This window comes from Thiobaca trueperi, from assembly GCF_004342175.1.
In the GTDB taxonomy this organism is placed as follows: domain Bacteria; phylum Pseudomonadota; class Gammaproteobacteria; order Chromatiales; family Chromatiaceae; genus Thiobaca; species Thiobaca trueperi.
In genome coordinates, this window is sequence record NZ_SMAO01000009.1 from 179,749 (window position 1) to 204,783 (window position 25,035).

The window sequence follows — 25,035 nt, forward strand, 5'->3', positions numbered from 1 at the left end:
TCGCTCATCACTTAAGCAAGGTCTGCAAGCGTGAAGATCATCATTCTGGGCGCCGGCCAGGTCGGCAGTTCCGTGGCCGAAAGCCTGGTTTCAGAATCGAATGAAATCAATGTGGTCGATACCGATGTGGGACTTCTGCGCCAGTTGCAGGATCGTCTGGATCTGCGCACCGTGGTGGGCAATGCGGCGCTGCCGTCGGTGCTGCGTCAGGCCGGCGCGGAGGATGCCGATCTGCTGATCGCGGTCACCCAGAGCGATCAGACCAATCTCTGCGCCTGCCGCACCGCTGAAACCCTGTTCAAGATCCCGACCAAGATCGCGCGGCTGCGCTCGTCCGATTACACGCAACATCCCGAGCTGCTCGACAACAAAAATTTCTGCGTCGACTTCAGTATCTGCCCCGAGCAGATCGTCACCGATTATCTGCTCAAACTCATTGAATACCCCGAGGCACTGCAAGTCCTCAAATTCGCCGAGGGTCTGGTCAGTCTGGTCGCCGCGCGCACGGTTCCGGGCGGGCCGCTGGTCGGCAAGCCGGTGTCTGACCTGCGCCAGCACCTGCCGCAGATCGATGCCCGCATCGCCGCCATCTATCGCCGGGATCAGCCCATCGTGCCCGAGGGCGACACCCTGATCGAGGCCGGCGACGAGGTCTTCTATCTGGCCGCGACCCGCGATATTCGCCGAGTCATGAGCGAGTTGCGTCACCGTGACCAACCCACCCGGCGCATCCTGATTGCGGGCGGCGGCAACATCGGCTCGCGTCTGGCTGGCGCGGCGCAGGATCGCTATCAGGTCAAGCTGATCGAGCTTGACGAGTTGCGGGCCAAGGGACTCGGCGCGACCCTGGATCGAACGCTAGTGCTGCATGGCGATGCGACGGACGAGAAGCTGCTCGCCGCCGAGAACATCGATGAAATGGATTTCTTTCTCGCCCTGACCAACGACGACGAGAACAACATCATGGCCGCGCTGCTGGCCAAGAGTCTGGGCGCACGGCGGGTATTGGCGCTCATCAACCGGCGCGCCTACGCCGATCTGTTGCAGGCCGATCGCATCGATATCGCCATCTCCCCGGCGCAGATCTCGATCGGCTCGCTGCTGGCGCATGTGCGGCGCGGCGACGTGGCGGCGGTGCACAGTCTGCGACGCGGGGCGGCGGAGGCGCTGGAATTCGTGGTCCACGGCGACCGCTCGACCTCCAAGGTGGTCGGTCGGCGCATCTGCGAACTGGATCTGCCCCGGGGCGCAACCATCGGCGCCGTCGTGCGCGGACCCAGCCCGGATACGCCGGGTGCACCGCTCGGTCAGGTGCTGATCGCGCACGGCGATACCCTCATCGAGCCGGAGGATCATGTGATCATTTTCATCGCGCACAAGGAACTGGTGCCCAAGGTCGAACGCTATTTTCAGGTCGGACTGGCCTTTTTCTGATGCACGCGCTGCTGTCGGTCGCGCATATCCTGGGGCGTCTGCTGATGGTCTTCAGCATCGCCTATGTCATGCCGATTGTCTGCGCGCTCATCTATCGTGACGGCACCCTGCTGACCTTCATCGTCAGTCTGCTGGCCTGTCTGCTGGCGGGCGGTGTGCTGACGCTGGCGACCCAGGCGTATCAGCGGGAGCTGAAGGCGCGTGATGGCTTTATCCTGGTGGCCCTGGCCTGGATCCTGATGTCCAGCATCGCTACTGTGCCGCTCCTGCTGCATCAGCCGATGTCCTTCACTGACGCCTTCTTCGAGACCATGTCGGGTCTGACCACGACCGGGGCGACCGTCATGGTTGGACTCGACACCCTGGAGCCGTCGGTCAATCTCTGGCGCCATGCGCTCAACTGGCTGGGCGGGATGGGCATCATCGTGCTGGCGGTCGCCATCCTGCCCATGCTCGGCGTCGGTGGCATGCAGTTGTTTCGCGCCGAGGTGCCCGGCCCGATCAAGGACGCCAAACTCACCGCCCGCATCGCCGACACCGCCGCCGTGCTCTGGGGCGTCTATTTCATGATGACGCTGGCCTGCGCCCTGAGTCTCCGCTGGACCGGCATGGGCTGGTTCGACGCCATCTGTCACGCCTTCGCGGCCCTGAGCCTGGGCGGCTTCTCGACCCGCGACGCCAGTGTCGGCGCCTTCGACTCACCCGCCATTGAGGCGGTGCTGATCGTCTTCATGGTGCTGGCGGCGCTCAATTTCGCGACCCATTTCACCGTCTGGCGTGAGCGCAGTCTGCGGCCCTACTGGCGCGATGCGGAGGTGCGGGGGGTTCTGGCGGTGCTCTTTCTCAGTTGTCTCGGCTGCACCGTCTATCTCTGGTGGGGTGGTGTCTATGACAGTTTCTGGACCGTCCTGCGCCATGTCAGCTTCAACCTGACCTCGATTGCCACCGACTGCGGCTTTGTCAGCACGGACTATGCGCTGTGGCCCATCTTCGTGCCCTTCTGGATGCTGTTTCTGTCTTCGATCACCGCCAGTTCCGGCTCCACCGGCGCCGGGATCAAGATGATCCGCACCCTGATCCTGGTGCGTCAGAGTGGGCGTGAACTCACCCGACTGCTTCATCCTAACCTCGCCGCCCCGGTCACCATCAGCGGCATCCCCATCCCCAACCGGGTGGTCGTCGCCATTCTCGGCTTCATCTTTCTGTATTTCATGAGCATTGTGGCGATGACCTTTCTGCTCATTCTCGGTGGACTGGATTTCATCTCGGCCTTCACCGCCGTCATCGCCTGCATCAACAACGCCGGACCGGGGCTGGGCCTAGTCGGGCCGGCAACCAATTACGGCAGTCTCTCGGATTACGAGATCTGGGTGCTGAGTTTCACGATGCTGCTCGGACGGCTGGAAGTCTTCTCGCTGCTGATCCTCTTCACGCCGCAGTTCTGGCGCAAATGATCCTCCGCCGGGTGGCGCCAGGGTTGCCCCTGACTCTTGCCGTCATTCAGACGCGCCCGGAACAGACCGGGCAGTCCGGATCGACCGGCAGACGCAGGCGGCGCCAGTCCATGGTCGCGGCATCGAGCAGCAGCAGACGCCCGAACAGGGGCGTACCCAGTCCGGTCAGGATCTTGATGGCCTCGGTTGCCTGGACGCTGCCGATGATGCCCACCAGCGGCGCCAGAACGCCATTGGCCGTGCAGGTCTCATCGAGATGGCCGTCCTGCGGATAGAGACATTGATAGCAGGGATCGCCGGGGCGACCCGAGAAGGCCGTGACCTGACCCTCAAGCCGGATTGCCGCACCTGAAACGAGCGGGACGCGGGCGGTGACACAGGCGGCGTTGACGGCGAAGCGGGTCGCGAAGTTATCGCAGCCGTCCACCACCAGATCCACCTCGGCGACCAGTTCCGCCAGCCGCCCGGCGGTCAGGCGCTGGTTGACCGGGATCAGCTCCACCTCGGGGTTCAGCGCACGCAGTGCGAGACAGGCCGAATCGGTCTTCGGCGTTCCGATGCGCTCGGTCGTGTGGAGAATCTGACGTTGCAGATTGGAGAGATCGACCGCATCGAAGTCGGCCAGCAGCAGCCGCCCGACCCCGGCGGCAGCCAGATAGAGTGCGACAGGCGAGCCCAGTCCACCGAGCCCGACGACCAGCACGCTGGCCGTCCGCAGACGTTCCTGTCCGGCGATATCGAAGTTTGGCAGCAGAATCTGGCGACTGTAGCGCAGCAGTTGGGCGTCGTTCATGGAGCCTTATAAATACCGCCGCCAATGCTCGGGCCGCTCGTCGCGACAACCATGCTCGATCAGTTCGTAACGCCGGGCAAAGAGCCTCTGCGTGCTGTTGATTTCGTCGCCGCAACCGCAGTTGGCGCGCAGGGTTTCTTCCGTGTATTCGTGCAGGGCGCGTTTGACGCGGTGATAGAGTCGGTTGTCCAGATGCAGGCCGAGTTCGATCAGTGCTTCCTCGATGTCACGCTGAGTCGTGCGCAGCACGTCGTAGCTGACACGAAGCAGAGTGGGCGAAACGGGATCGACGCTCAGGATGCCATCCAGATCGTTCAGGAAACGCGCCGCAGCCTGCGCCTGATTTGGGTTGGGGTGAATGTCCTGAAAGGCGATTTCGCGATATTTGATGCGTTCGGCGTCTGGGGTGTCCATGGCATCTTTTTATGTTTGGTGGCGAGTGAGAAAAGCGCGCCGAATCGTCCGTTTGACGCAACCCGGAGATCAGGCGTGCGAGTGGTACGGCTTGTCCTCGCCCCTATCCTCTACAATCCATAGGGTGTTGTCTACCGTCTTTTCCTTGCGGTGCCGACTCGATCCCAAATCAGTCAGACGACTTCACTGAACCGTCATCGCCCAGCGTGATGCGATCCTGGCCGGCCAGATCCCGCCGCGTCTCGATCCGCTGCAACCCGGCGTCCCTGAAAATCGCCCGCACGGCCGCTCCCTGGTCGTAACCGTGCTCGACCATGAGCAATCCGCCGGATCGCAGACAGCGTCGGGCATCGCGGGCGATCACGCGGATGGCGTCCAGTCCGTCTCCTTCCGGGGTTAGCGCCGGGCGGGGCTCGAAGCGCAGATCGCCCCGCTGAAGGTGCGGATCGTCGCCTGCGATATAGGGCGGGTTGGCAAGAATGGCATCCAGGCTGTCCGGCGCAAAGGCCGCGAGCCAGTTGGCATGCAGGACACTGACCCGGTCGAGATGCAGGGCGCGGAAATTGTCGTGCGCGACCGCCAGGGCCGACGCCGAGCGGTCGGTTGCGATCAGTTGCCAGCCGGGGCGTTCGCTTGCCAGGGCGGCGGCAATGGCGCCGCTGCCGGTGCCGAGATCCGCGATGCGCAGCGGGGCGTCGGCAGCGAGCCGCACCAGCGCCGTTTCCACCAGCAGTTCGGTCTCGGGACGGGGAATGAGCGTCGCGGGCGTGACCCGCAGGTCGAGCGTCCAGAATCCCTGCCGGCCACGCAGATAGGCGATGGGCTCGCCGTCCAGGCGGCGGGCGAGCAGATCATCGAAGACTGCGGCGTCCCGAGGCGCCAATTCGCGTTCAGGCCAGGCCAGCAGTGACGCGCGCGACCAGCCGGTCGCCAGCGTCAGCAGCAGTTCGGCTTCGAGACGTGGATTCGTCTCCGGGAGTGACGCCAGGGCAATGGCGGCGCGACGTAAAATCTGGTCGGTGCGATCAGACATGGGGCGCAAATCCGGAGCCGGCTGTCCGGGGCAGGTGAATCCATCCGCCACTTGGCTGCGGTGCAGGGCCAAGGTCTTCAGCCAGCCAGCCGGCGGTCGCCAGACCATGCGGGATGGGGCCACCGATGGCGGCTGCCAGTTGCGCGGTCGGCCAGAGACCGGCGGCGCTTTCCACCAGACTGGTGACGACGACCTGGATTCCAGTCACCAGGGCGTGTTCGGCGATTAAACGGCTGCGCACCAAACCACCGATGACGGCTGGCTTGAGCACGATCCGTCGCACGCCGAGCGCGGATGGATCGAAATGTTCGCTCCAGGCCGGCAGCGATTCATCGCGCGCCAGCGGAAAGTCCGCACCCTCCTGCAAGGCGGCAAGCCGGTCGGGATCGGGGTCTTGCAGCGGCTCTTCGATGGACTCGATGGGGAGTCCGGCCAGACCATCGATCCAGCGTCTCGCGGCATCCGGGGACCAGGCACCGTTGGCGTCGAGTCGCAGCGCGATTCCAGGCGGAAGCCGCCCGGCGAGATCAGTGAGACGGACCAGCTCGGTTGAGGGATCGTCCAGCCCGACCTTGATCTTGAGCACCTTGAAACCCGCCTCGCAGGCCATCTGGAGATCCGCCGGGGTGATCCGTTCGAGCGGGCCGAGCATGGCGTTCACCGGCACCTGATCCTCAGCCCTGTCCGCAAGCCAGCGGCGCAGCGGCAGATCCAGGCGTCGGCTGTTCAGATCGCAGAGCGCGCAATCCAGGGCAAAACGGGTGGCGGGGGTCGCCGCCAGAGCGTCACTCATCTCCATCAGACAGTTGTCGGGCGTCCGGCCAGCGACACAGGTCTGCAACCGGCAGAGTGCATTCCAGGCGGCATCCGTGGTCTCGGTCCCGGCGGCTGGAAGAGGCGCGCAGTCGCCGAAACCATGCAGCCCCCCGGCGCTGATCTCCAGAAGCCAGCCGCGCCGCCGGTCGAAGCCGCCGCGCGCACTGCCCCAGGCCCGGCGCAGCGGCAGATCGTAGGGATGGATCCGCAGTCGCTCGATCAGTTGATTCAAGGGAGCAGAAAACCAAGAACCATCAGGACCACAAGCACGACCTGAAAGAGCGCCGTTCTGGCAAGCTGCACATTGAGCGCCGCGCCGTCAGTCCCGCGAAACAGGCCAAGGCTCAGGATGATGGCGAGTGGCAACGCGGCCAGCAGCGGCCAGCCGGCGCCAGGCAGGCCGGCAAACATCAGAATGGGAACCGGCGCCAGCAGCAGCAGCGCATAGAGGAAGCGGGCGCGCGAACGGCCCAGATAATGACAGAGTGTGCGGCGACCGGCGGCAGAGTCGGTCTCCAGATCGCGGTAATTGTTGACCAGCAGCACGGCGGCGGCAGGCAGCCCAAGCGCGAATCCGGTCAGCAGCGGATGCCAGCCGAAGGTGAGCGCCTGAAGATAATAGCTGCCGCCCACCGCCGCCATGCCGAAAAAGAGCAGCACATGGATCTCACCGAAAGGGCCATAGGCGATGGGGCGTGGACCGCTGGTATAGGCGTAACCGGCGGCCAACGACGCCAGCCCGATGACCAGGATCGGCCAGCCTCCGCGCACGAGCAGCAACAGCCCGAGCAGAAACGCCAGGGCGAACATGAGATGAGCCGCTGTCTTGACCTGCCGCGCGCTGAACCAACCCTGAGCCGTCGCGCGTGGCGGACCGAGCCGGTCGGGGGTATCCGTGCCACGCTCGAAGTCTGCGGCATCGTTGTGCAGATTGGTGCCGATCTGGATCGCCATCGCTGCCAGCAGGGTGCAGAGTGCCGTCATGAGCGCGAGCTGCCCGGTTTCGGCGAAGGCCAGTGCGATGCCGGCGAGCACCGGGGCGAGGGTGAGCGGCAGGGTTTTGGGACGTGCGGCCAGGAGCCAGCGGGTCAGCGGGGTTAAGGGTGAGAGTACCTGTTCAGACATGGGGTGCTTGAGTCGATGAGTGATGGGCGAATCGTTCAACAGCCTGTCCGTCCGGGCATGTCCCCAGTCAGCGTTTCAGGCATCCGCGTCAAAACAAATGCCACCACAGCCTCGGCCAGGGTGATGGCTTCGGCGACATCGGACTGCTCAGGATCCAGCATATCGCCCGGATAGCGAAAAGCGGTCGCGAACGGGATCAAGACCTCGGTGGCCTCGGCAAGCATGCCAAACTCTGTATCCAGGGATTCGCATTCAGCCAGTAACGGGGCTAGTAAATGCGTTTTGCGGAAGGGAATATCGTGCAGCAGCAGATAGTCCTTCAGGGCTTTTTCCGCCGCCTGTTGGCAGTGATAGGCTGCCGTGTCGAGAAGAGGCGGTGAGTCCGTGTAGAGGCGGCGTGCCGAGCGCAGATCATGGTTTGCCTTGGTCATCCACTGATGGATGAGGAGCGCCTGATGCTCATCCATGCAGAACCTGTCCCTGCTCCATCGCCTGACGCTCTAATGATGTGGGTGTCAGCGCCGCGCGCGACATTTCATCACGGGTTCGCACAACCACCTCGATCGGCAGGCGAATGCCGCGCAGGCTGCGATAGATCTCCCGCGCACGCCGATACATCGGCTGATTCGTTGCTTTGAGCACAACCAGAAGGTCGATATCGCTATCTTCGGTCGGATGTCCCCAGGCCTGCGATCCAAACAGCAGAATCTGTTCGGGCTCAACCGCCTGCACGATGCGGCGCACCGCCTCGGCCAACAAATCAGAATCGATGTTTTGCACGTCATCAAACCCCACTCAAGGTCGCCGTGGAAACCGGTGAAAATCCGGCTCGCGCTTGTCGAGAAAGGCGTTGCGTCCTTCCTGTCCCTCTTCAGTGGTATAGAAGAGCGCGGTGGCATTGCCGGCCAGCTCCTGGATCCCGGCCAGTCCGTCGGTATCGGCATTGAATGACGATTTGAGCACCCGTAGCGCGGTTGGCGAGAGCCGGTTCATCTGCCGGCACCAGTCGATCGTGACGGCCTCCAGTTCGGCCAGCGGCACGACGGTATTGACCAGACCCATGTCGAGCGCCTCCTGTGCATCGTACTGGCGGCACAGGAACCAGATCTCCTTGGCCTTTTTGAGCCCGACCGTGCGCGCCATGAGTCCGGCGCCGAAGCCGCCGTCGAAGCTGCCGACCCTGGGGCCGGTCTGGCCGAAGCGGGCGTTGTCGGCGGCGATGGTCAGGTCGCAGATGAGATGCAGCACATGACCGCCGCCGATGGCATAACCCGCCACCATTGCCACCACCGGTTTGGGCAGGGTGCGGATCTGACGTTGCAGCTCCAGCACGTTCAGATGCTCGATGCCGGCCTCGTCCTGATAACCCGCGTGACCGCGAATCCGCTGATCGCCGCCCGAACAGAAGGCCAGCTCACCCGCGCCGGTGAGAATGATGACGCCGATCTCGGGATCCAGATGGGCGCGGTGAAAGGCGTCGATCAGCTCGCGCACCGTCTGCGGACGGAAGGCGTTGCGCACCTCGGGCCGGTTGATGGTGATTCTGGCGATCCGCTCGGCCTGATGGTAGAGGATGTCCTGATAGCGGCAATCCGCAGGCGTCGTCCAAGCGATGGGGGTTTGGTCGATCACTGGACGTGCGTCGGTTTGTTGCATGTTCTCTAAAGACACCTCTGTACCTCATTGGATGGAAATCGGACGCGGGATTCTAGCCGCAAACGCACGCCGATTGACGATCCGGGTGAGTCACGGCTCAACCCAGCAGTCCGGATTGATGCAGGAATGTCCCGATCGCCGTCACAAAGGCATCCGGCCTTTCTTCCTGCGGGAGATGACCGCAATCGGGGATGATCTCCAGGACCGCGCCGGGCAATTCATTGGCCAGACGCACGCTTTCTTCGGGCTTCACCGCCCGATCATGCTCGCCAGTCACGACCAGCGTCGGGAGCGACAGCGACTGGAGCCGGGTGTCCAGACCAAGGTGTCGGGTCGCCAGAAACAATTCAAAAAAGGCTTGATCCCAGGGGCCGATCATGAAATCGGCCTTGATGGTGGCGAGCATGGCATCGGACAGCCGCTCCTGTCGAAACCAGAACTTGCGGATCGCCTTGTCGTAAAGTCTGGCGATCATGACCTTCATGAGGCGCGAAAACAGGGGGCGCAGTCCCTTCATGACGGCGAGCATGGGCGTCGGCACCTGACTGGTCGCATAGCCGCTGTAGATCATGGGGCCGACCAGCACCAGTCCGCGCACCCGCTCGGGATGCCGCAGCGCGGTCAGCAGGGCGATGGTGCCGCCGGTGGAGTTGCCGATCAGGATCGCCTGCTCGAAACCCAGCTTGTCGATCAGGGCCGCCACCAGATCGCTCTGGGCATCCGCGCTGTAGAGCGCGTCGCCTTTGCCCTTGGGGAGCGGGCGCGAGGTCAGGCCGCAGACCGGACGGTCGAAGGCTACCACGGTTGCCTGTTCCGCCAGCGGCTGTATGACCTGACTCCAGGAACGCAGACTCAGAAAACTGCCATGCAGCAGGAGAATCAGCGTCGGGCCGCTGCCGAGCCGTTTGTAATGAATCCTGAAGCCGTTGGCGTCGAGAAACTGGCTGTCAGGATCGGCGAGCCGGTTTTGTAACGATTCAAAGTTGTCCATGCGGGGTGGATACCTGCTGTCGTGGCCGGGTTAATCGTATTCGATATATTTGAAACGGGGATCGTCCGGCGTGCCTTCCAGTGCGCTGTCAGGAGCGGGCCGCCACATCAGCAGGTCCTCGATCCGGCGCGCCAGTTCGAAATCGCGGTCGGTGACGCCCTTGACGCTGTGGGTCGAGAGTTTGACCGTCACGCTGTCGTAGGAAACGGCAAGATCGGGGTGATGCCAGGCGGCCTCGGCGAGATGTCCGACAGCATTGACCGCCATCAGCGTGCCTTTCCAGCCGCCGGTGCGGTACTGACGGCAGAGCTGCCCGTCTTCATAGCGCCAGTGCGGGAGTTCGGTCTGAATCCGGCGCCGGATGTCTTCCGGGTCATGGGGCTGTGTGGTGGACATGATCCTCGCCTCATTGAATGGACAGGATTAACAGGATGGACAGGATTTTTAAATCATTAAACCGCGTCCAGTGCGATAGGCGTAATTTTCAATTTGTGTCTAGCTCTGGGGAAATCAACGACATCAGTGGAGACGCGGTTTAAAATTTTATATTTTTTAATATCTTAAACCGCGCCAGCTCCGGTAATCCTTGAGTCTGCCAGGGCCGACCCGATCCACAAAGATCGCATACCGTGCCGGGCGCGGTTTAAGCGCGGTTCAAATCGCGTACTGGCTGCCCTCTCCGCTCATCGCCAGATCGACCACCTTGCGCGTCAGGTGCGGGGCGAAGCCCTCAATGAAGTCGTAAAGATAGCCGCGCAGCCAGGCTTTGCGCCGAATGCCGAGATGGGTGACGCTGGCATCGAAGAGATGGGCGGCGTCCAGCATGCCGATGCCGCTGTCGGTTTCCACATCGTAGGCCATCCGCGCGATGATGCCGATGCCCAGACCCATTTTCACATAGGTCTTGATGACATCCGAATCGACAGCGGTCAGGACCACGCGCGGTTCGAGACCCAGATTCTGGAAGGCCCGGTTGATCTGGCTGCGACCGGTGAAGGCTGAATCATAGGTCACGATCGGCCAGCGGGCGATCTCTTCCAGACTGAGTGGCTGCACGTCCAGAATGGGATGATGCAGCGGCGCGATCACGCAGCGATTCCACTCGTAACAGGGCAGGCTCACCAGTTCAGGGTAATCGCCGATGGATTCGGTCGCGATTGCCAGATCGGCCTCGCCCGCCAGCACCCGTTCACACACCTGACGCGGATTGCCCTGTTGCAGTGAGAGCTGTACCAGCGGATAGCGCGCGATGAAATCATGGATGACGCGCGGCAGGACGTAGCGCGCCTGAGTATGCGTGGTGGCGATGCACAGATTGCCCGTCGCCTCGTTGCCGAACTCCGCGCCGACCTGACGCAGATTGTCCAGATCGCCCAGCATGCGTGCGGCAATCGCCAGCACATGCCGCCCCGGCTCAGTGATGGCAACCAGCCGCTTGCCCTGACGCCGGAAGATCTCGATCCCCAGTTCATCCTCAAGCAGACGGATCTGCTTGGAAACCCCCGGCTGCGAGGTAAAGAGCGCCTCCGCCGCCACTGAGACATTGAGCCCCTGGCGCGCCACTTCATTGATATAGCGCAATTGCTGTAGATTCATGGTGACAGGCCGGATTGAAGTCTGCTCCAAGGTTATCTCAATCCGGCCTGACGATGGGCCGCTGATTCCGGGAACCCCGTCAGTCTTGAGCGCACTGCCGCGTCCGCCGTCTGAACACGGCGCATGCCTCATCGCATTTGTCTTCTCTGACGCGCTTTGTTACTCTGCGCCGCTCATCTCCGGGCTGCCCGGAGAGTCTGCGTTATGGTGGCCGGCGTCGGTCCCCTCGCAACGCGATACCGTGAACCCGGTCAGGCCCGGAAGGGAGCAGCCGCAGCGGTTGATGCGTGTGCCGGGGTGTGGCTGGCGTCAGCCGCCGCCCTCCATCGTCATCGTGTCCGTCAGGCTGTCGAGCGGCAGTTGGTCGTTGAGTGTGGTGCGCCTTCTGTTACACTCGCGCCCATTCAGGCATCCGCTGCCAATCCTTATTCCGCCACTCCAAGTCGCGCATGTCCTATCAGGTGCTCGCCCGCAAATGGCGCCCCAAGTCCTTCGATGATCTGGTCGGACAACAGCATGTCGTGCGTGCGCTCTCCAATGCGCTCGACCGCGACCAGCTTCATCACGCCTATCTCTTCACCGGCACGCGCGGTGTCGGCAAGACCACGCTGGCGCGCATTCTGTCCAAGGCGCTGAATTGCGAGCAGGGCGTCAGTTCCAAACCCTGTGGCGTCTGCTCGGCCTGTCTTGAGATCGATGGCGGGCGCTTCGTCGATCTGCTGGAAGTCGATGCCGCCTCGCGCACCAAGGTCGATCAGACCCGCGAACTGCTCGATAACGTCCCTTATGCCCCGGCGCGTGCGCGTTTCAAGGTGTACCTGATCGACGAGGTGCACATGTTCTCCTCGCACAGCTTCAATGCGCTCCTCAAGACCCTGGAAGAGCCGCCGCCGCATGTGAAATTTCTGCTGGCGACGACCGATCCGCAGAAGGTGCCGGTCACGGTCCTCTCGCGCTGCCTGCAATTCAATCTGCGCCGTCTGCTGCCGGGCGAGATCGGCGACCGTCTGCGTCATGTGCTGGAGGTTGAGGGTGTGGCGTTCGAGCCGGCGGCTCTGCCGCTGCTCGCCCGCGCCGCCGATGGCAGCATGCGCGACGGTCTGAGCCTGCTGGATCAGGCCATCGCCTTCAGTGGCGGGCGGGTGGCCGAGGACGAGGTGCGGGCCATGCTCGGCACCGTCAGCGGCGATCTGCTGCTGGATCTGCTGGATGCACTGGCAGCCGCCGATGGTGCGCGGCTGCTGGCCGAGGTCGAGCGGGTCGCTGCTCTGACGCCCGATTTCGGCGAACTGCTGCGTGAATTGATCGTGCTGCTGCACCGGCTGGCGCTGGTTCAGCAGGTGCCGGGAAGTCTGGCGGCGGATGATCCCGATCAGGCGCGGCTGGCGGCGCTCGCCGCCGCGATGCCTGCCGAGGATGTGCAGTTGTTTTATCAGGTGGCCCTGACCGGACAGCGTGACCTGCCGCTTGCGCCCGATCCCCGCGCCGGATTCGAGATGGTGCTGCTGCGGGCGCTGGCCTTTCGTCCGGTCGCTGCCGCGGATACCCTGTCGGCGCCGCCTGCACCGCGTGCGCTCGAACGCTCTGTACCGCCCGTCAGCGACGCCGCTCCGCCAGCCGTTCCCGGAACCGGGCCGAATGCGCCGCGTCGGGCGGCGGTGCCGAATCCGGCGCCCCCGCCCGCCGTCTCCGTCGAGTCGGTACGTCTGACATCCCATGCTGACTGGCAGCACCTGGTGGCGCGACTGCCGTTGCGCGGGATCCCCAGTCAGCTCGCGCACCATTGCGGCTTTCTGGAGTGGGCGGACGGACGGCTGGCGCTGACCCTGGACCCGACCGCCGAGAATCTGCGGGTCGCCAGCGCCGAGACCCGGCTGCGCGAGGCGCTGGAACAGGCGCTGGGCGGGCCGGTCAGGCTCGATATTCAGGTCGCGCGACCGCAGCAGGAAACCCTGGCCCAGCGCCGGGTGCGCGAGGCCGATGAACGGCAGCAACTCGCTGAAGAGACGATGCGCGCCGACCCGCTCGCCGCACAGTTACGCGAGCGGTTCGATGCCGACTGGGTGCCGGGGACTATTGCACCAGCCGATTGATCCTGAATTTTTGACAGGATTAACAGGATTAACAGGGTTGTTTATCATACTGTTTTTAATCATGTTAAACCGCGTCCAGTGCGACAGGCGTAATTTTCAGTTTGTGTTGAACCTTGAGGGTGTCACCAACAGCAGTGGGGACGCGGTTTAAAGTTATATTTAATGTCTTAAACCGCGCCTCCACTGAGGCCGCTGACATCCGCAAAGCCAGACACAAACTGAAAATAACGCATATCGCGCTGGACGCGGTTTAACACCATCAACGAGGTAGAACGCGATGAAAGCTGGACTGGGTGGTCTGCTCAAGCAGGCGCAGAAGATGCAGGAAGGAATGCAGCAGGCACAATTGCGTCTGGCGCAGGAAGAAGTGGTTGGCGAAGCGGGCGGCGGTCTGATCAAGATCACCATCAACGGCCAATATCAGGTCAAGCGGGTCGAGATCGATCCGTCGCTGATGGGCGACGATAAAGAGATGCTGGAAGACCTTATCACCGCCGCCTTCAATGGCGCGACCCAGCGCGTGGCCGAAAAGGCCAAGGAAAGCATGGCCGAACTGACCGCCGGCATGCCGCTGCCGCCCGGCATGAAGCTGCCCTTTTAACGCGCCCGGACGTGACTGAACGCTCACTGCTGAATCAGTTGATCGATGCCCTGCGCTGTCTGCCGGGTGTCGGTCCCAAATCGGCGCAGCGGATCGCCTTTCATCTGCTGGAGCGCAACCGTGAAGGCGGCGCCCGTCTGGCGCAGATCATGGCGGACGCCATGCTCCGCATCCAGCGCTGTCGGCGCTGCCGGACCCTGAGCGAGCACGAGCTTTGCGGCATCTGCGCCAATCCGCGACGTGATGCCGGTTTGCTGTGCGTGGTCGAGCAGCCGTCCGAGATCGTCGCCATTGAGCAGGCGACCGACTTTCGCGGGCTGTATTTCGTGCTGGGTGGTCGGCTCTCGCCGCTGGACGGCATCGGTCCCGACGAACTGGGACTGGACGTGCTCGAAAGCCGACTGCATGACGAACCGGTCAGTGAGTTGATCCTTGCCATCAGTCCGACCGTGGAAGGCAGCGCGACGGCGCATTACATCGCCGACAGCGCCGCCCGTCACGGGGTCAGAGTCACGCGCATTGCCCACGGCGTGCCCCTGGGGGGCGAGCTGGAGTATGTGGACGGGGGAACGCTGGCGCTGGCTTTCTCAGGTCGCCGCGCGCTTTAGTGCAGCACCCTGGAAATACCGAAGCCATTCGCTGTCGTTGTCGTTGTCGAAGTTTCGCAAGCCGACGACAACGACAACGACAATGATCGGAGACGGTCTCGAAACATCAGTACTCTTGCATTAGGCGCTTTCGAGGAAACTTTGATATGTCAGAGACCATTTTCAGCAGGATCCTGTCCGGCGACATCCCCGCCGACATCATTTATGAGGATGCGGAGGTCGTCGCCTTTCGCGATGTCAATCCGCAGGCGCCGGTGCATGTCCTGGTGATCCCGCGCAAGCCCATCCCAACCCTGAACGATGCGCAGCCGGAGGATACCGAGCTGCTTGGCAGGCTGTTTCTGGCGGCGGCCAAGGTCGCGGCGCAGGAAGGCATTGCAGAGAGCGGCTACCGGACGGTGGTCAACTGCAATGCGGGGGCGGGCCAGACCGTCTTTCATCTGCATCTGCATGTCCTGGGCGGACGCCCCTTGCAGTGGCCGCCCGGATGATGCTGAAAATAAAAGGGATTGACAGGATTTTTCATGCTTTTTAATCCTGTGAATCCTGAAAAATCCTGTTAATCCTGTCCATTTGGTGAGCGGCAGGACATCCAGAGCATGCGACGCCGGAGCAGTGCATAACCATGGCCGTGAATCCCAAATATCCTGAAGCCGATGCAGCCGCTGGCTTCGATCTCAAGGCGGCGAATTTCATGCTGCCGGTGATCTATCTGCTCAACGCCAATATCGAGGCGCTTGCGGCCAAACTGGGCGAGAAGGTTGAGACGGCACCCGAGTTTTTTCACAATACGCCGGTGGTGATCGATCTGAGCGGTCTCCCGGAAGGCGTGGGCGAGGCCGAATTCCCGCTGCTGGTGGGACTGCTGCGCGGTTATGGCATGATTCCCTTCGGGGTGCGTGGCGGCAATCCGGCACAGAACGCCATTGCCGAGGCGCTGGATCTGGCCATTCTGCGCGATTCCTATGCGCGCAAAACCAAGACCGCTGACGCCGCGACGGCAGCCGACCCGGCTGCGGTGGCGGCGGTTCTCTCTGCGACCACACAGTCCGATGCATCGCCTGGGGTGGCAACTGTGCGGCGTATCAACTCGGGTTTCATGCTGGTCACGCGCCCGGTACGCTCGGGACAGCGGGTCTATGCGGCGGGCGGCGATCTCTCCATCACCGCCGCCGTCAGCTCGGGGGCGGAGCTGATGGCGGATGGCAATATCCATATTTATGGCCCGCTGCGCGGACGGGCGCTGGCGGGCATGAACGGCAACCTCGACGCGCGCATCTTCTGTCTGGATCTTCAGGCGGAACTGGTTTCGATTGCGGGACATTATCGGGTCAGCGAGCACATTCCGAAGGAATTGCGGGGCGTTCCGGTGCAGATCTTTCTGGATCAGAAAATCCTGCGCATCGAGAAAATTTAACGGCTTAAGTAACGGAACAGATCCCTTTAAGGAGGGTGCGATTTTGTCGAGAATTATTGTCATTACCTCGGGGAAGGGCGGGGTCGGTAAGACGACCACGTCCGCCGCTCTGGCCATGGGGCTGGCCCAGCGCGGCAAACGCACGGTGGTCATCGATTTCGATGTCGGCCTGCGCAACCTGGACCTCATCATGGGCTGCGAGCGCAGAGTCGTGTATGACTTCATCAATGTCATCAATCAGGAGGCCAATCTCAATCAGGCGCTGATTCGCGACAAACGCTGCGACCATCTCTATGTGCTGCCGGCCTCGCAGACCCGCGACAAAGGCGCATTGAGCAAGGAAGGCGTGGGACGGGTGCTCGAAGAGCTGTCCCAGACCTACGACTTCATCGTCTGCGATTCGCCCGCCGGGATCGAGCATGGCGCCACCATGGCCATGTACTATGCCGACGACGCCATCGTGGTGACCAACCCGGAGGTGTCCTCGGTACGCGACTCCGATCGCATGCTCGGCATCCTGTCGAGCAAGTCGCGGCGCGCCGAAACCAATGCCGAACCCATCCGCGAATTTCTCCTGCTGACCCGCTACGATCCACATCGGGTCGAAAGCGGCGAAATGCTCAGTGTCGATGACGTGCAGGAGATTCTGGCGCTGAACCTGCTCGGCATCATTCCCGAGTCCAAGGCCGTTCTGACGGCCTCCAATGCCGGTATTCCGGTGATCCTGGATCGGGACAGCGACGCCGGACAAGCCTATGGCGACATGGTGGCGCGCTATCTGGGGGAGGAGGTGCCTCACCGGTTCCTTCATGCGGAGAAGAAGGGCTTGTTGAGCCGCTTATTCAGAGGGTAACCCATGGGCCTGCTCGACTATTTCCGTTCCACCCAGCAGAAGGGGACCGCCAATGTCGCCAAGGAGCGGCTACAGATTCTGGTGGCCCACGACCGCGCCGCACGCGGCTGTCCCTCTTATCTACCCAAGTTGCAGCAGGAAATCCTGGAGGTGATCCGTAAATATGTCGATGTGGATCTGAGCGCGGTTTCGGTGAATTACGAGCAGGAAGAGTCGCACGAGGTGCTGGAACTCAACATCATCCTGCCGGACACGGGCAAGCACCGCATTTGAATTTGGTTTATCCAGCCTGAGGGGCCGATGGCCCGTCACCGTGCTTCCTGATCGGAGTGGCCTGAACGATTTTGAACTGATCGGGCCGATGTCTTGGTTGGCCCATGCATGCAGGGATGATCGCCATGTGAACACACCTGAGTTCGCCACGGAAAAGATCCGCTTTCTCGATGCCGCACTGCCTGCTTTGCTGGCGGCCAGTGCGGTGACGGGGCTGGTGCTGGTCGTCGTGCACTGGAATCTGGTGCCGCCGGAAGTGCTGCTGGCCTGGCTGACCGTCCTGGGTGCCGTGCTGACTGGGTGCGCGGCCCTGGTTTGGTCCTTCCGCCGTGTGCCGGACGCCGCATCGGCTCACCGCTGGCTGCGCCGTTTCCGGTTGGCGGTACTGGCGGGCGGTCTGAACTGGGGGCTCGGCGGACTCATCCTCTGTCAGTCCGGCGATCCGGTCTATCAGTCATTCGTCGGCTTTGCCCTGGCCGGCATCGGCGCCGCTGCGATCACCGCCCTGTCGATCGACCGGCGAACGGCGCTCCTGTTCGTCGTGCCCATGCTGGCGCCAGCCGCCATCCGGTTTTTACTGGAGCCAGCCACCCTCAGTCTGGCGATGGGCATCATCCTGCTGGTCCTGCTGATCTTTCTGATCGTCACGGCCACCCGCATCGAGCGTTCGCTGGGCGAAAGTATCCGGCTGCGTTTACAGGCCGACGAGCAGAAACGCCTGATCCAGATCAATGAGCGGCGTCTGCGCTTTGCGCTGGATGGGACCGGCCAGGGGCTGTGGGACTGGGATATGGAAATCGATCAGGTGTTCTACTCGCGGCACTGGAAAACGATGTTGGGCTATGCCGAATCCGAGATCGGTCTGAGCATCGAAGAATGGAAAAACCGCGTCCATCCGGATGACCGGCCAGCCGTGATCGCCACGCTCAAACGCTATCTGGATGGCGAATCACCGCTGTACGAGGCCGAGCAGCGGCTGCGTTGCCGCGACGGTCGCTACAAATGGTTCCTGACGCGCGCCCAGCTCATCGAACGCACGGCGAACGGCGAGCCGAAACGCATGATCGGCGTCGATATCGATATCGCCGGGCGCAAGGCCGCCGAAGAGGCCGTTCAGCATCTCGCCTTCTATGACGCCCTCACCGGACTGCCCAACCGACGCCTGCTGCTCGACCGTCTGCATCACGCACTCGTCGCCAGCGAGCGCTCGCGGCGCTTCGGCGCGCTCGTCTTTATCGACCTGGACCGCTTCAAACAGCTCAATGACAGCCTCGGCCATGCCGTTGGCGATCTGATGCTCCAGGAGGTGGCACGGCGGCTGTGTCAGAGCGTGCGCGAGATCGATACGGTCGCGCGTCTGGGCGGCGACGAGTTCGTGGTCATGCTGGAGGATCTGAGCGGAGACGCCAGCGCTGCCGAGATCCGCGCCGCTGATCTTGGCGCCAAGCTCCAGGCGGCGCTGGGGCAGCCCTACCAGCTCGGCGAGCACCGGCACGACAGCACACCCAGCATGGGCATCGTCCTCTTCGATGGACATCAGGCGAACCCCGACGAGTTGCTTAACCGGGCGGATATGGCGATGTATCGGGCCAAGCAGAGCGGGCGCAATACGCTGCGCTTCTTCGACCCTGCCATGCAGGCATCGGTCGATGCGCGCCTGCTGCTCAAGCGCGACCTGCGGGAAGACATCGGACTGGGGCATTTCGTCCTGCATTATCAGCCGCAGGTTGACGGCGCCGGTCAGATCATCGGCGCCGAGGCCTTCGTGCGCTGGGCGAACCCACGGCGGATGATGGTCAGCGCCCATGACTTCATCCCGCTGGCCGAAGAGTCCGGCCTGATCCTGCCGCTCGGCGACTGGGTGCTGGAGTCCGCCTGTGCGCAGCTCAATGCCTGGTCGCGCGATCCGGAGTGGGCGGAACTGACCATCTCGATCAATCTCAGCGCCCGCCAGTTTCGCGATACGAACATTGTCGAGCGGATCCTGACGATCCTGGACCGGACCGGCGCCGATCCGCGTCGGCTCAAACTGGAACTGGGCGAAGGACTGCTGTTGCAGGATCCCGAAAAGATACTGGCGCGGATGGAGGCGCTCAAGGCGCGTGGCGTGCGTTTTTCGCTGGATCGGTTCGGTGCTGGCTATTCCTCGCTGGCCGATTTCATCCGTCTCCCGCTGGATCAATTGAAGCTGGACCACTCGTTTGTGCGCGATCTGCTCACCGATCCCAAGGCCGCCGCCATCGCCCGCAGCGTGATCGTCTTAGGCGATGCGCTGGGGCTGGAGGTCATTGCCGCCGGGGTGGAGACCGAGTCGCAGAAGCGGTTTCTGCAGGCACACGCCTGCCAGGCGTTCCAGGGCTATCTCTTCAGCCAGCCGTTGACCCTGGATGAGCTGTCCCGCTTCAGGCCGCCACCAGCAGACGTTGCAGAATCTGGCAATAGATAACAGAGAGCTGGTCGAGATCCGCGATGCCGACACATTCGTCGATCTGATGGATGCTGGCATTGAGCGGACCCAGCTCCAGCACCTGAGCCCCGGTCGGGGCGATGAAGCGCCCATCCGAGGTGCCGCCGCTGGTTGAGAGTTCGGTCTCGATCCCCTGGACGGCGCGGATGGCCGCGCGGGTGGCGGCGACCAGTTCCCCGGCTGGGGTTAAAAAAGGCTTGCCCGACAGTCGCCAGCTCAGGTCATAGTCGAAACCGCCGGCATCGAGGATCTGTCTGACCCGCGCCTGGATGGTTTCAGGGGTCAGTTCGGTCGAGAAACGCAGATTGAACTGCGCGTCCAGATGGCCGGGAATCACGTTGTCTGCGCCCGTGCCCATGTTCAGATTGGCGATCTGGAAGCTGGTCGGCGGAAAATAATCGTTGCCCGCGTCCCAGACCTCGGCGCAGAGCGCAGCCAGTGCCGGGGCGCTGGCATGAAAGGGATTTTTCGCGCGGTGCGGATGGGCGACATGGCCCTGCTTGCCCTGTATCCGCAGCCAGCCCGACAGACTGCCGCGCCGACCGTTCTTGATGGTGTCGCCCAGCCGTTCGCTGCTCGACGGCTCACCGACCAGGGCGTAATCGATCTTCTCGCCCCGCTCTTCGAGCCGTTCGATCACCCTGACCGTCCCATCGACCGACGGTCCTTCCTCGTCGCTGGTGATGAGAAAGGCGATGGAGCCCCGATGGCCGGGATGCGCCGCCACGAAGGACTCAGCCGCCGTGACCATCGCCGCCACTGAGCCTTTCATGTCCGCCGCACCGCGACCGAAGAGCAGACCGTCGCGAATGGTCGGAACGAAAGGATCCGAAGTCCATTGATCGAGCGGGCCGGTGGGGACGACATCCGTATGCCCGGCAAAACAGAAGAGCGGCCCCGTCTCGCCCCGCCGCGCCCAGAGATTGCTGACCTCGCCGAAGGGCAGGTGCTCGATGCGAAAACCGATGGCGGCAAGTCGCTCGGCCATCAAGGCCTGACAGCCGGCATCGTCCGGCGTGACCGAAGGGCGCGCGATGAGATCGCAGGCAAGGGCGAGGGTAGGCGACATCAGCCGAACAACTCCTGATACTGGCTCTCGGAAAAACCGACATGGCGCGCGGCACCGGTGTCGAGTACGGGGCGGCGGATGAGCGATGGATTCTCCAGCATGGCCCGGATCGCGCCCTCCCGGTCCAACCCCTCGCGCACCGACTCGGGCAGCCTGCGCCAGGTGGTGCCGCGACGGTTCAGCAGGGTTTCCCAGTCGAGTTCGTCCACCCAGGCGCGCAGGATGCCAGCGTCCAGCCCCTGTTTTTTGTAGTCGTGAAAGATGTAAGCGATGCTCCGGTCATCCAACCAGCGGCGGGCCTTTTTCACCGTGTCGCAGTTAGTGATGCCGTAGAGCGTTGGGGGACTTCCTGAAAGGCTCATACCGGATGACACGCCTCGAATAGACAGGATGAACAGGATTTCGCAGGATTCACAGGAGGCAAGCCATTGTTTTCTGAATCCTGTCAATCTTGAAAAATCCTGTGAATCCTGTCCATTTTCCTGAATGCCTTAAATGTCGCGCAGCAGCTCGTTGATTCCGACCTTGCCGCGCGTGCGCTCATCGACCTGTTTGATGATGACCGCGCAGTAGAGACTGTGGCTGCCGTCCTTCGCCGGCAGGTTGCCGGAGACGACCACGGCACCGGGCGGGATGCGACCATAGGTGATCTCGCCGGTCTCGCGGTTGTAGATCTTGGTGCTCTGGCCGATGTAGACGCCCATCGAGATGACCGCGCCCTCGCCGACGATCACGCCCTCGACGACCTCGGAGCGTGCGCCGATGAAACAGTTGTCCTCGATGATGGTCGGCGCGGCCTGCACCGGCTCCAGCACGCCGCCGATGCCGACGCCGCCGGAGAGATGCACGTTCTTGCCGATCTGGGCGCAGGAACCGACCGTGGCCCAGGTATCGACCATGGTGCCCGAATCGACATAGGCGCCGATGTTCACATAAGAGGGCATGAGCACGCAGCTCGGGGCGATATAGGAACCCTTGCGCGCGGTCGCTGGCGGCACGATACGCACGCCGCTCTCGCGGAATTCGCGCGAATTGGTGTCGGCGTACTTGGACGCGACCTTGTCGTAATAATTGGTGAAGCCGCCCTTGATGAAACTGTTGTCCTCGATGCGGAACGACAGCAGCACCGCCTTCTTGATCCACTCATTGACCATCCAGTCGCCGTCGCGCTTTTCGGCGACCCGCAGCTCGCCCCGGTCGAGACGTTCGATGACATCCTGCACCGCATCGCGGACATGGGTTTCGACATTGCGGGGGGTGATGTCGGCGCGGCGCTCGAAGGCTTCGACGATGATGCTTTGTTGATCGCTCATGTTTTTTCCGTATCGGTTGAAAGTAAAGGATTATTCCTGCCAGTGCCGGGGGTCGCCGAGTGCATCGGCGCACCTGACCTGACCCCGAACCGGCCCAATGAGTCCCGGTTCGAGCGCCTGGACCATCCAGGCATCGGCGTGCTCGGCTGGAGTCTCGGCGCTGGTGCTCTGTCGTATCTGGATTGGCATGGGAGTCAGGGGCGAATGAATTCGCCCCTACAGCGCCGGATGCGCTGCGCGGCGTCGATGCATTCGTCCAGCGGCGGCACCAGCGCCAGCCGGATGCGGTTGGCGCCCGGATTGTCGCCCGCGACGGTGCGCGAGAGAAAACTGCCGGGCAGCACGGTGAGATTTTCCTCGGCATAGAGCCGGCGGGCGAATTCGGTATCCGCGACCGGCGTTTCCGGCCAGAGATAAAAACCCGCTGGCGGACGCGCAACCGGCAGCACGCCATCGAGAAGATCGAGCACGGCGTCGAATTTCTCGCGATAGAGCCGGCGATTCTCGCGCACATGGCCCTCGTCGTTCCAGGCGGCGAGGCTCGCGTGCTGTGTCGGCAGCGGCATGGCGCAGCCATGATAGGTGCGATAGGCGAAAAAGCGTTCCATGATCGCGGCGTCACCGGCCACGAAGCCCGAGCGCAGCCCCGGCGCATTGGACCGCTTGGACAGACTATGGAAAACGACGCAGCGCCCGAAGTCGCGATGACCCAGCTCCGCCGCGACCTGGAGCAACCCCAGTGGCGGATCGTTCTCATCCTGATAGAGTTCGGAATAGCACTCGTCCGAGGCAATCACGAAATCATGGGTGTGGGCCAGTTCGATGAGACGCGCAAAGGTCGCCCGGTCGAAGACCGCCCCGGTGGGATTGCCCGGCGAGCAGACATAGAGCAACTGGCAGCGTTGCCAGGTCGCCGCGTCCACGGCATCGAAATCCGGGATGAAGCCGTTTTCCGCCCGGCACGCCAGATAGCGCGGCTCGGCCCCCGCCAGCAGCGCCGCGCCCTCGTAGATCTGATAGAAGGGATTGGGCATCAGCACCAGCGGGTCTTGCGAGCGGTCGATGATGGCTTGTGCAAAGGCAAAGAGCGCCTCACGTGTGCCATTGACCGGCAGGATCTGGCGCTCGGGGTCGATCCCGAGATCGCCAGCGGGCGCGAGCCGGAAGCGGCGGGTCAGCCAGCCGGCAATCGACTCGCGCAGCGCAGGCAGACCGCGCGTGGTGGGATAGACCGCCAGTTGGTGCAGATGCGCGATCAGCGCCTCGGTGATGAGCGTGGGCGTGGGGTGCCGGGGCTCGCCGATATAGAGCGCGAGATGATCGCGCCCGCGCGGCGGTTCGATACCCTGCTTGAGCAGGGCGAGCTTCTCGAAAGGGTAAGACTGAAGACGTCCCAAATCCGGATTCATTGCTGGTGTTGCCTGTCTCTGACGCCGTCCAGTCAGACCGCGTTGCTCAGTCAAAGGATCGCAGTATAAAGGCAATCGGGCGCCTCATGGGACGCCAGACCCTGGCCTGTTGGGAAGTCAAACCGAAACGACATCCACTGAACCGAGCGAGGCGCTTCATGTTTCTGCATCGCACGATAAAGCCGGTCGCGCGTCGTCATGCGCCACGAGATCGCCCAGGCGCTGGCCGGATGGCCTGGACGAGCGGGTTTCAATGTCCCTGTTGATGGTTTTCAATCCTGGAGGAATGCCGATGAACTGCTCATCCCGTTCACGCCTGACGCTGATCGCCGCCATGCTTGCGGTCACTTCACTGGATGCCCTGGCCGAGATGCCGCCGCAAACGCCCGCCGCCTCCGACTCATCAGTCGATCATACCTACGCCCTGATGATCACGGCGGGCGCGCTGGGCGGTGCGGTGATCGCGGGCGTCGTGACCAATGGCCTGATTCTGCCGCTGTATTCGTGGTTCGCTGGCACCGCATTCGCCGAGACGACGGTCGCGGGTAGCATGATGGCCGGCAGGGCCGGGGCGGGCACGGCGGCATTCCGGGGCGTCATGCAGACCTTTGGTGCGGTCAGCGGGGGGCTCTATGCCAATTCTCTGTATCAGCAGTGGTGACAGGGGCCAGCGTCCTGTACGGGCGCTGGCGCGTCACGGTTTCGACGCAGGCTCGATATGACTCCGACTTTTTCACTCCACCCGCAGCTTCTTGCCGACTGCCACCGGCTCGGTCGTCTGTCCGCGACCCATCTGCTGCTCCATCGCAATGGGTCCGTTCCCTGGTTCATCCTGGTTCCTGAGACCGATTTGAGCAACCTGCTGGATCTGCCGCCGGATCAACGCGAGGCGGTGCTGGCCGATTGCCGGCGCGTGTCGGACTATCTGACCGCCGATCTGGGCTATCCCAAGGTGAATGTGGCCTGGATCGGCAATCTGGTTCCGCCGCTGCACATTCATGTCATTGGCCGCCGTCCTGGCGATGCCTGCTGGCCCAAACCGGTATGGGGTCATCTGGAGACGGTTCGGGAGTACACCGGGCAGGAGGTCATGGCGATTCGAGACGCTTTGCTGAATCAGCCGGATTGAATCAGTTGAAGCGCATAAGCGCCAACCAATATGAATTCAACTTTCCCTTCTATTAACAAAGACAACATTTCTTTGTAGTCTTGATTGAGCATCGTAGTGACCTGCGAGCGAGTATATTTCTTCTGTTAATTCCCAGACGCTGGCAAGAAGTTCTTCTTGCGGCAGCGTTGATGCCGGGTCTTCAATTTGATGCGATCTTAATAGCCTTACTTTATTGCGTGCCACTCTTAAATCAGGCATTTCAGATTTACTCCAAGATGGGCGTCGGTTAAGCGGCTCCACAGACATGACGTAACGGAATGAGCGCCGTGCCGTCTGCGGGGTCCACTCTTTAACCGCCAGTTAGGACCGTAGGTTGGGATGAGCGAGAGCGAATCCCAACATCATGCCGGAGAATTGTTGGGGTTCGTAAACTCACCCCAACCTTGTATGTTCTGTTCCCAAGGATTGACACGGAGTTTTGATCAACGGAGTTTATAGAAGCGTGAGCC

General features: G+C 62.6%; 29 protein-coding genes and 1 other RNA gene. 13 read left to right on the top strand and 17 right to left on the bottom strand.

What is annotated here, in order from left to right:
• Positions 1-30: 30 nt before the first annotated feature.
• Positions 31-1,434 carry a Trk system potassium transporter TrkA gene (gene trkA / locus EDC35_RS16095; protein WP_132978270.1) on the top strand — a complete coding sequence of 468 codons (1,404 nt, stop codon included), beginning with the start codon at positions 31-33 and terminating at the stop codon, positions 1,432-1,434.
• Positions 1,434-2,888, top strand: coding sequence for a TrkH family potassium uptake protein (locus EDC35_RS16100; RefSeq protein ID WP_207896273.1), 1,455 nt, complete (start codon positions 1,434-1,436; stop codon positions 2,886-2,888). The genes trkA and EDC35_RS16100 overlap by 1 nt, the downstream gene beginning before the upstream one ends.
• 46 nt (positions 2,889-2,934) lie before the next feature.
• On the opposite strand, the gene EDC35_RS16105 is transcribed toward EDC35_RS16100, so the two are convergent.
• The 11 genes from EDC35_RS16105 to cysB all read right to left on the bottom strand — a co-directional run bounded on the left by EDC35_RS16105 (position 2,935) and on the right by cysB (position 11,312).
• Entirely contained in the window at positions 2,935-3,681 is a 747-nt protein-coding gene (locus EDC35_RS16105) for a HesA/MoeB/ThiF family protein (protein ID WP_132978271.1), read from the bottom strand.
• 6 nt (positions 3,682-3,687) lie between these two features.
• Positions 3,688-4,095 (bottom strand): hypothetical protein, encoded by a 408-nt coding sequence (locus EDC35_RS16110; protein ID WP_132978272.1) that lies wholly within the window; start codon positions 4,093-4,095, stop codon positions 3,688-3,690.
• Positions 4,096-4,264: 169 nt separating this feature from the next.
• Positions 4,265-5,128, bottom strand: a complete 864-nt coding sequence (gene prmC / locus EDC35_RS16115; protein ID WP_132978273.1) for a peptide chain release factor N(5)-glutamine methyltransferase — start codon at positions 5,126-5,128, stop codon at positions 4,265-4,267.
• Positions 5,121-6,176, bottom strand: a complete 1,056-nt coding sequence (gene menC, locus EDC35_RS16120; RefSeq protein WP_341539446.1) for an o-succinylbenzoate synthase — start codon at positions 6,174-6,176, stop codon at positions 5,121-5,123. The genes prmC and menC overlap by 8 nt, the downstream gene beginning before the upstream one ends.
• Positions 6,173-7,069 (bottom strand): 1,4-dihydroxy-2-naphthoate octaprenyltransferase, encoded by an 897-nt coding sequence (gene menA, locus EDC35_RS16125; protein ID WP_207896282.1) that lies wholly within the window; start codon positions 7,067-7,069, stop codon positions 6,173-6,175. Before menA ends, menC begins: the two co-directional genes overlap by 4 nt.
• Positions 7,070-7,104: 35 nt before the next feature.
• Positions 7,105-7,536, bottom strand: a complete 432-nt coding sequence (locus tag EDC35_RS16130) for a HEPN domain-containing protein (protein WP_132978274.1) — start codon at positions 7,534-7,536, stop codon at positions 7,105-7,107.
• Positions 7,529-7,849, bottom strand: a complete 321-nt coding sequence (locus EDC35_RS16135; RefSeq protein ID WP_243651736.1) for a nucleotidyltransferase domain-containing protein — start codon at positions 7,847-7,849, stop codon at positions 7,529-7,531. Before EDC35_RS16135 ends, EDC35_RS16130 begins: the two co-directional genes overlap by 8 nt.
• Positions 7,850-7,864: 15 nt before the next feature.
• Entirely contained in the window at positions 7,865-8,725 is an 861-nt protein-coding gene (gene menB, locus EDC35_RS16140) for a 1,4-dihydroxy-2-naphthoyl-CoA synthase (protein WP_132978275.1), read from the bottom strand.
• Positions 8,726-8,822: 97 nt separating this feature from the next.
• Entirely contained in the window at positions 8,823-9,716 is an 894-nt protein-coding gene (locus EDC35_RS16145; RefSeq protein ID WP_132978276.1) for an alpha/beta fold hydrolase, read from the bottom strand.
• A gap of 30 nt (positions 9,717-9,746) precedes the next feature.
• Positions 9,747-10,112, bottom strand: coding sequence for a 4a-hydroxytetrahydrobiopterin dehydratase (locus EDC35_RS16150; RefSeq protein ID WP_132978277.1), 366 nt, complete (start codon positions 10,110-10,112; stop codon positions 9,747-9,749).
• Positions 10,113-10,370: 258 nt separating this feature from the next.
• Complete coding sequence (gene cysB / locus EDC35_RS16155; RefSeq protein WP_132978278.1) at positions 10,371-11,312, bottom strand: HTH-type transcriptional regulator CysB; 942 nt, start codon at positions 11,310-11,312, stop codon at positions 10,371-10,373.
• Positions 11,313-11,527: 215 nt separating this feature from the next.
• Here cysB and ffs point away from each other — a divergent pair.
• The 9 genes from ffs (at position 11,528) to EDC35_RS16200 (ending at position 19,603) form a co-directional block, all read left to right on the top strand.
• Positions 11,528-11,624, top strand: an RNA gene (gene ffs / locus EDC35_RS16160) — signal recognition particle sRNA small type.
• Positions 11,625-11,761: 137 nt separating this feature from the next.
• Positions 11,762-13,405: a DNA polymerase III subunit gamma/tau gene (dnaX, locus tag EDC35_RS16165; RefSeq protein ID WP_132978279.1), complete on the top strand. Its 1,644-nt coding sequence runs from the start codon at positions 11,762-11,764 to the stop codon at positions 13,403-13,405.
• Between the two features lie 277 nt (positions 13,406-13,682).
• Positions 13,683-14,006: a YbaB/EbfC family nucleoid-associated protein gene (locus EDC35_RS16170; RefSeq protein WP_132978280.1), complete on the top strand. Its 324-nt coding sequence runs from the start codon at positions 13,683-13,685 to the stop codon at positions 14,004-14,006.
• An 11-nt stretch (positions 14,007-14,017) separates the two neighbouring features.
• Positions 14,018-14,614 carry a recombination mediator RecR gene (recR, locus tag EDC35_RS16175; protein ID WP_132978281.1) on the top strand — a complete coding sequence of 199 codons (597 nt, stop codon included), beginning with the start codon at positions 14,018-14,020 and terminating at the stop codon, positions 14,612-14,614.
• 146 nt (positions 14,615-14,760) lie between these two features.
• Positions 14,761-15,105, top strand: coding sequence for a histidine triad nucleotide-binding protein (locus EDC35_RS16180; RefSeq protein ID WP_132978282.1), 345 nt, complete (start codon positions 14,761-14,763; stop codon positions 15,103-15,105).
• A 134-nt stretch (positions 15,106-15,239) separates the two neighbouring features.
• Positions 15,240-16,031, top strand: coding sequence for a septum site-determining protein MinC (gene minC / locus EDC35_RS16185; protein ID WP_132978283.1), 792 nt, complete (start codon positions 15,240-15,242; stop codon positions 16,029-16,031).
• Between the two features lie 43 nt (positions 16,032-16,074).
• Positions 16,075-16,884 (top strand): septum site-determining protein MinD, encoded by an 810-nt coding sequence (minD, locus tag EDC35_RS16190; RefSeq protein WP_132978284.1) that lies wholly within the window; start codon positions 16,075-16,077, stop codon positions 16,882-16,884.
• Between the two features lie 3 nt (positions 16,885-16,887).
• On the top strand, positions 16,888-17,157 hold the full coding sequence (gene minE, locus EDC35_RS16195; RefSeq protein WP_132978285.1) for a cell division topological specificity factor MinE: 270 nt from the start codon (positions 16,888-16,890) through the stop codon (positions 17,155-17,157).
• Between the two features lie 127 nt (positions 17,158-17,284).
• On the top strand, positions 17,285-19,603 hold the full coding sequence (locus tag EDC35_RS16200) for a putative bifunctional diguanylate cyclase/phosphodiesterase (RefSeq protein WP_165903458.1): 2,319 nt from the start codon (positions 17,285-17,287) through the stop codon (positions 19,601-19,603).
• Here the strand turns inward: EDC35_RS16200 and dapE are convergent.
• From dapE to dapC, 5 genes are all read right to left on the bottom strand, one after another.
• On the bottom strand, positions 19,560-20,693 hold the full coding sequence (gene dapE, locus EDC35_RS16205) for a succinyl-diaminopimelate desuccinylase (RefSeq protein ID WP_132978287.1): 1,134 nt from the start codon (positions 20,691-20,693) through the stop codon (positions 19,560-19,562). The genes EDC35_RS16200 and dapE overlap by 44 nt on opposite strands.
• Entirely contained in the window at positions 20,693-21,055 is a 363-nt protein-coding gene (locus tag EDC35_RS16210; RefSeq protein ID WP_132978288.1) for an ArsC family reductase, read from the bottom strand. The genes dapE and EDC35_RS16210 overlap by 1 nt, the downstream gene beginning before the upstream one ends.
• A gap of 129 nt (positions 21,056-21,184) precedes the next feature.
• The gene (gene dapD, locus EDC35_RS16215) at positions 21,185-22,006 is read right to left on the bottom strand and encodes a 2,3,4,5-tetrahydropyridine-2,6-dicarboxylate N-succinyltransferase (RefSeq protein ID WP_132978289.1); all 822 of its coding nucleotides are present in this window, start codon (positions 22,004-22,006) and stop codon (positions 21,185-21,187) included.
• 30 nt (positions 22,007-22,036) lie between these two features.
• Positions 22,037-22,195: a hypothetical protein gene (locus tag EDC35_RS16220; protein ID WP_207896275.1), complete on the bottom strand. Its 159-nt coding sequence runs from the start codon at positions 22,193-22,195 to the stop codon at positions 22,037-22,039.
• Positions 22,196-22,200: 5 nt separating this feature from the next.
• Positions 22,201-23,415, bottom strand: coding sequence for a succinyldiaminopimelate transaminase (gene dapC, locus EDC35_RS16225; RefSeq protein WP_132978290.1), 1,215 nt, complete (start codon positions 23,413-23,415; stop codon positions 22,201-22,203).
• 292 nt (positions 23,416-23,707) lie between these two features.
• Between dapC and EDC35_RS16230 the strand changes: the two genes are divergently transcribed.
• Entirely contained in the window at positions 23,708-24,076 is a 369-nt protein-coding gene (locus EDC35_RS16230; RefSeq protein ID WP_132978291.1) for a hypothetical protein, read from the top strand.
• A gap of 57 nt (positions 24,077-24,133) precedes the next feature.
• A complete protein-coding gene (locus tag EDC35_RS16235) occupies positions 24,134-24,544 on the top strand; it encodes an HIT family protein (protein ID WP_132978292.1) in 411 nt (136 codons plus the stop codon).
• A 36-nt stretch (positions 24,545-24,580) separates the two neighbouring features.
• On the opposite strand, the gene EDC35_RS16240 is transcribed toward EDC35_RS16235, so the two are convergent.
• Positions 24,581-24,784 (bottom strand): hypothetical protein, encoded by a 204-nt coding sequence (locus EDC35_RS16240; protein ID WP_132978293.1) that lies wholly within the window; start codon positions 24,782-24,784, stop codon positions 24,581-24,583.
• Between the last annotated feature and the right edge of the window lie 251 nt (positions 24,785-25,035).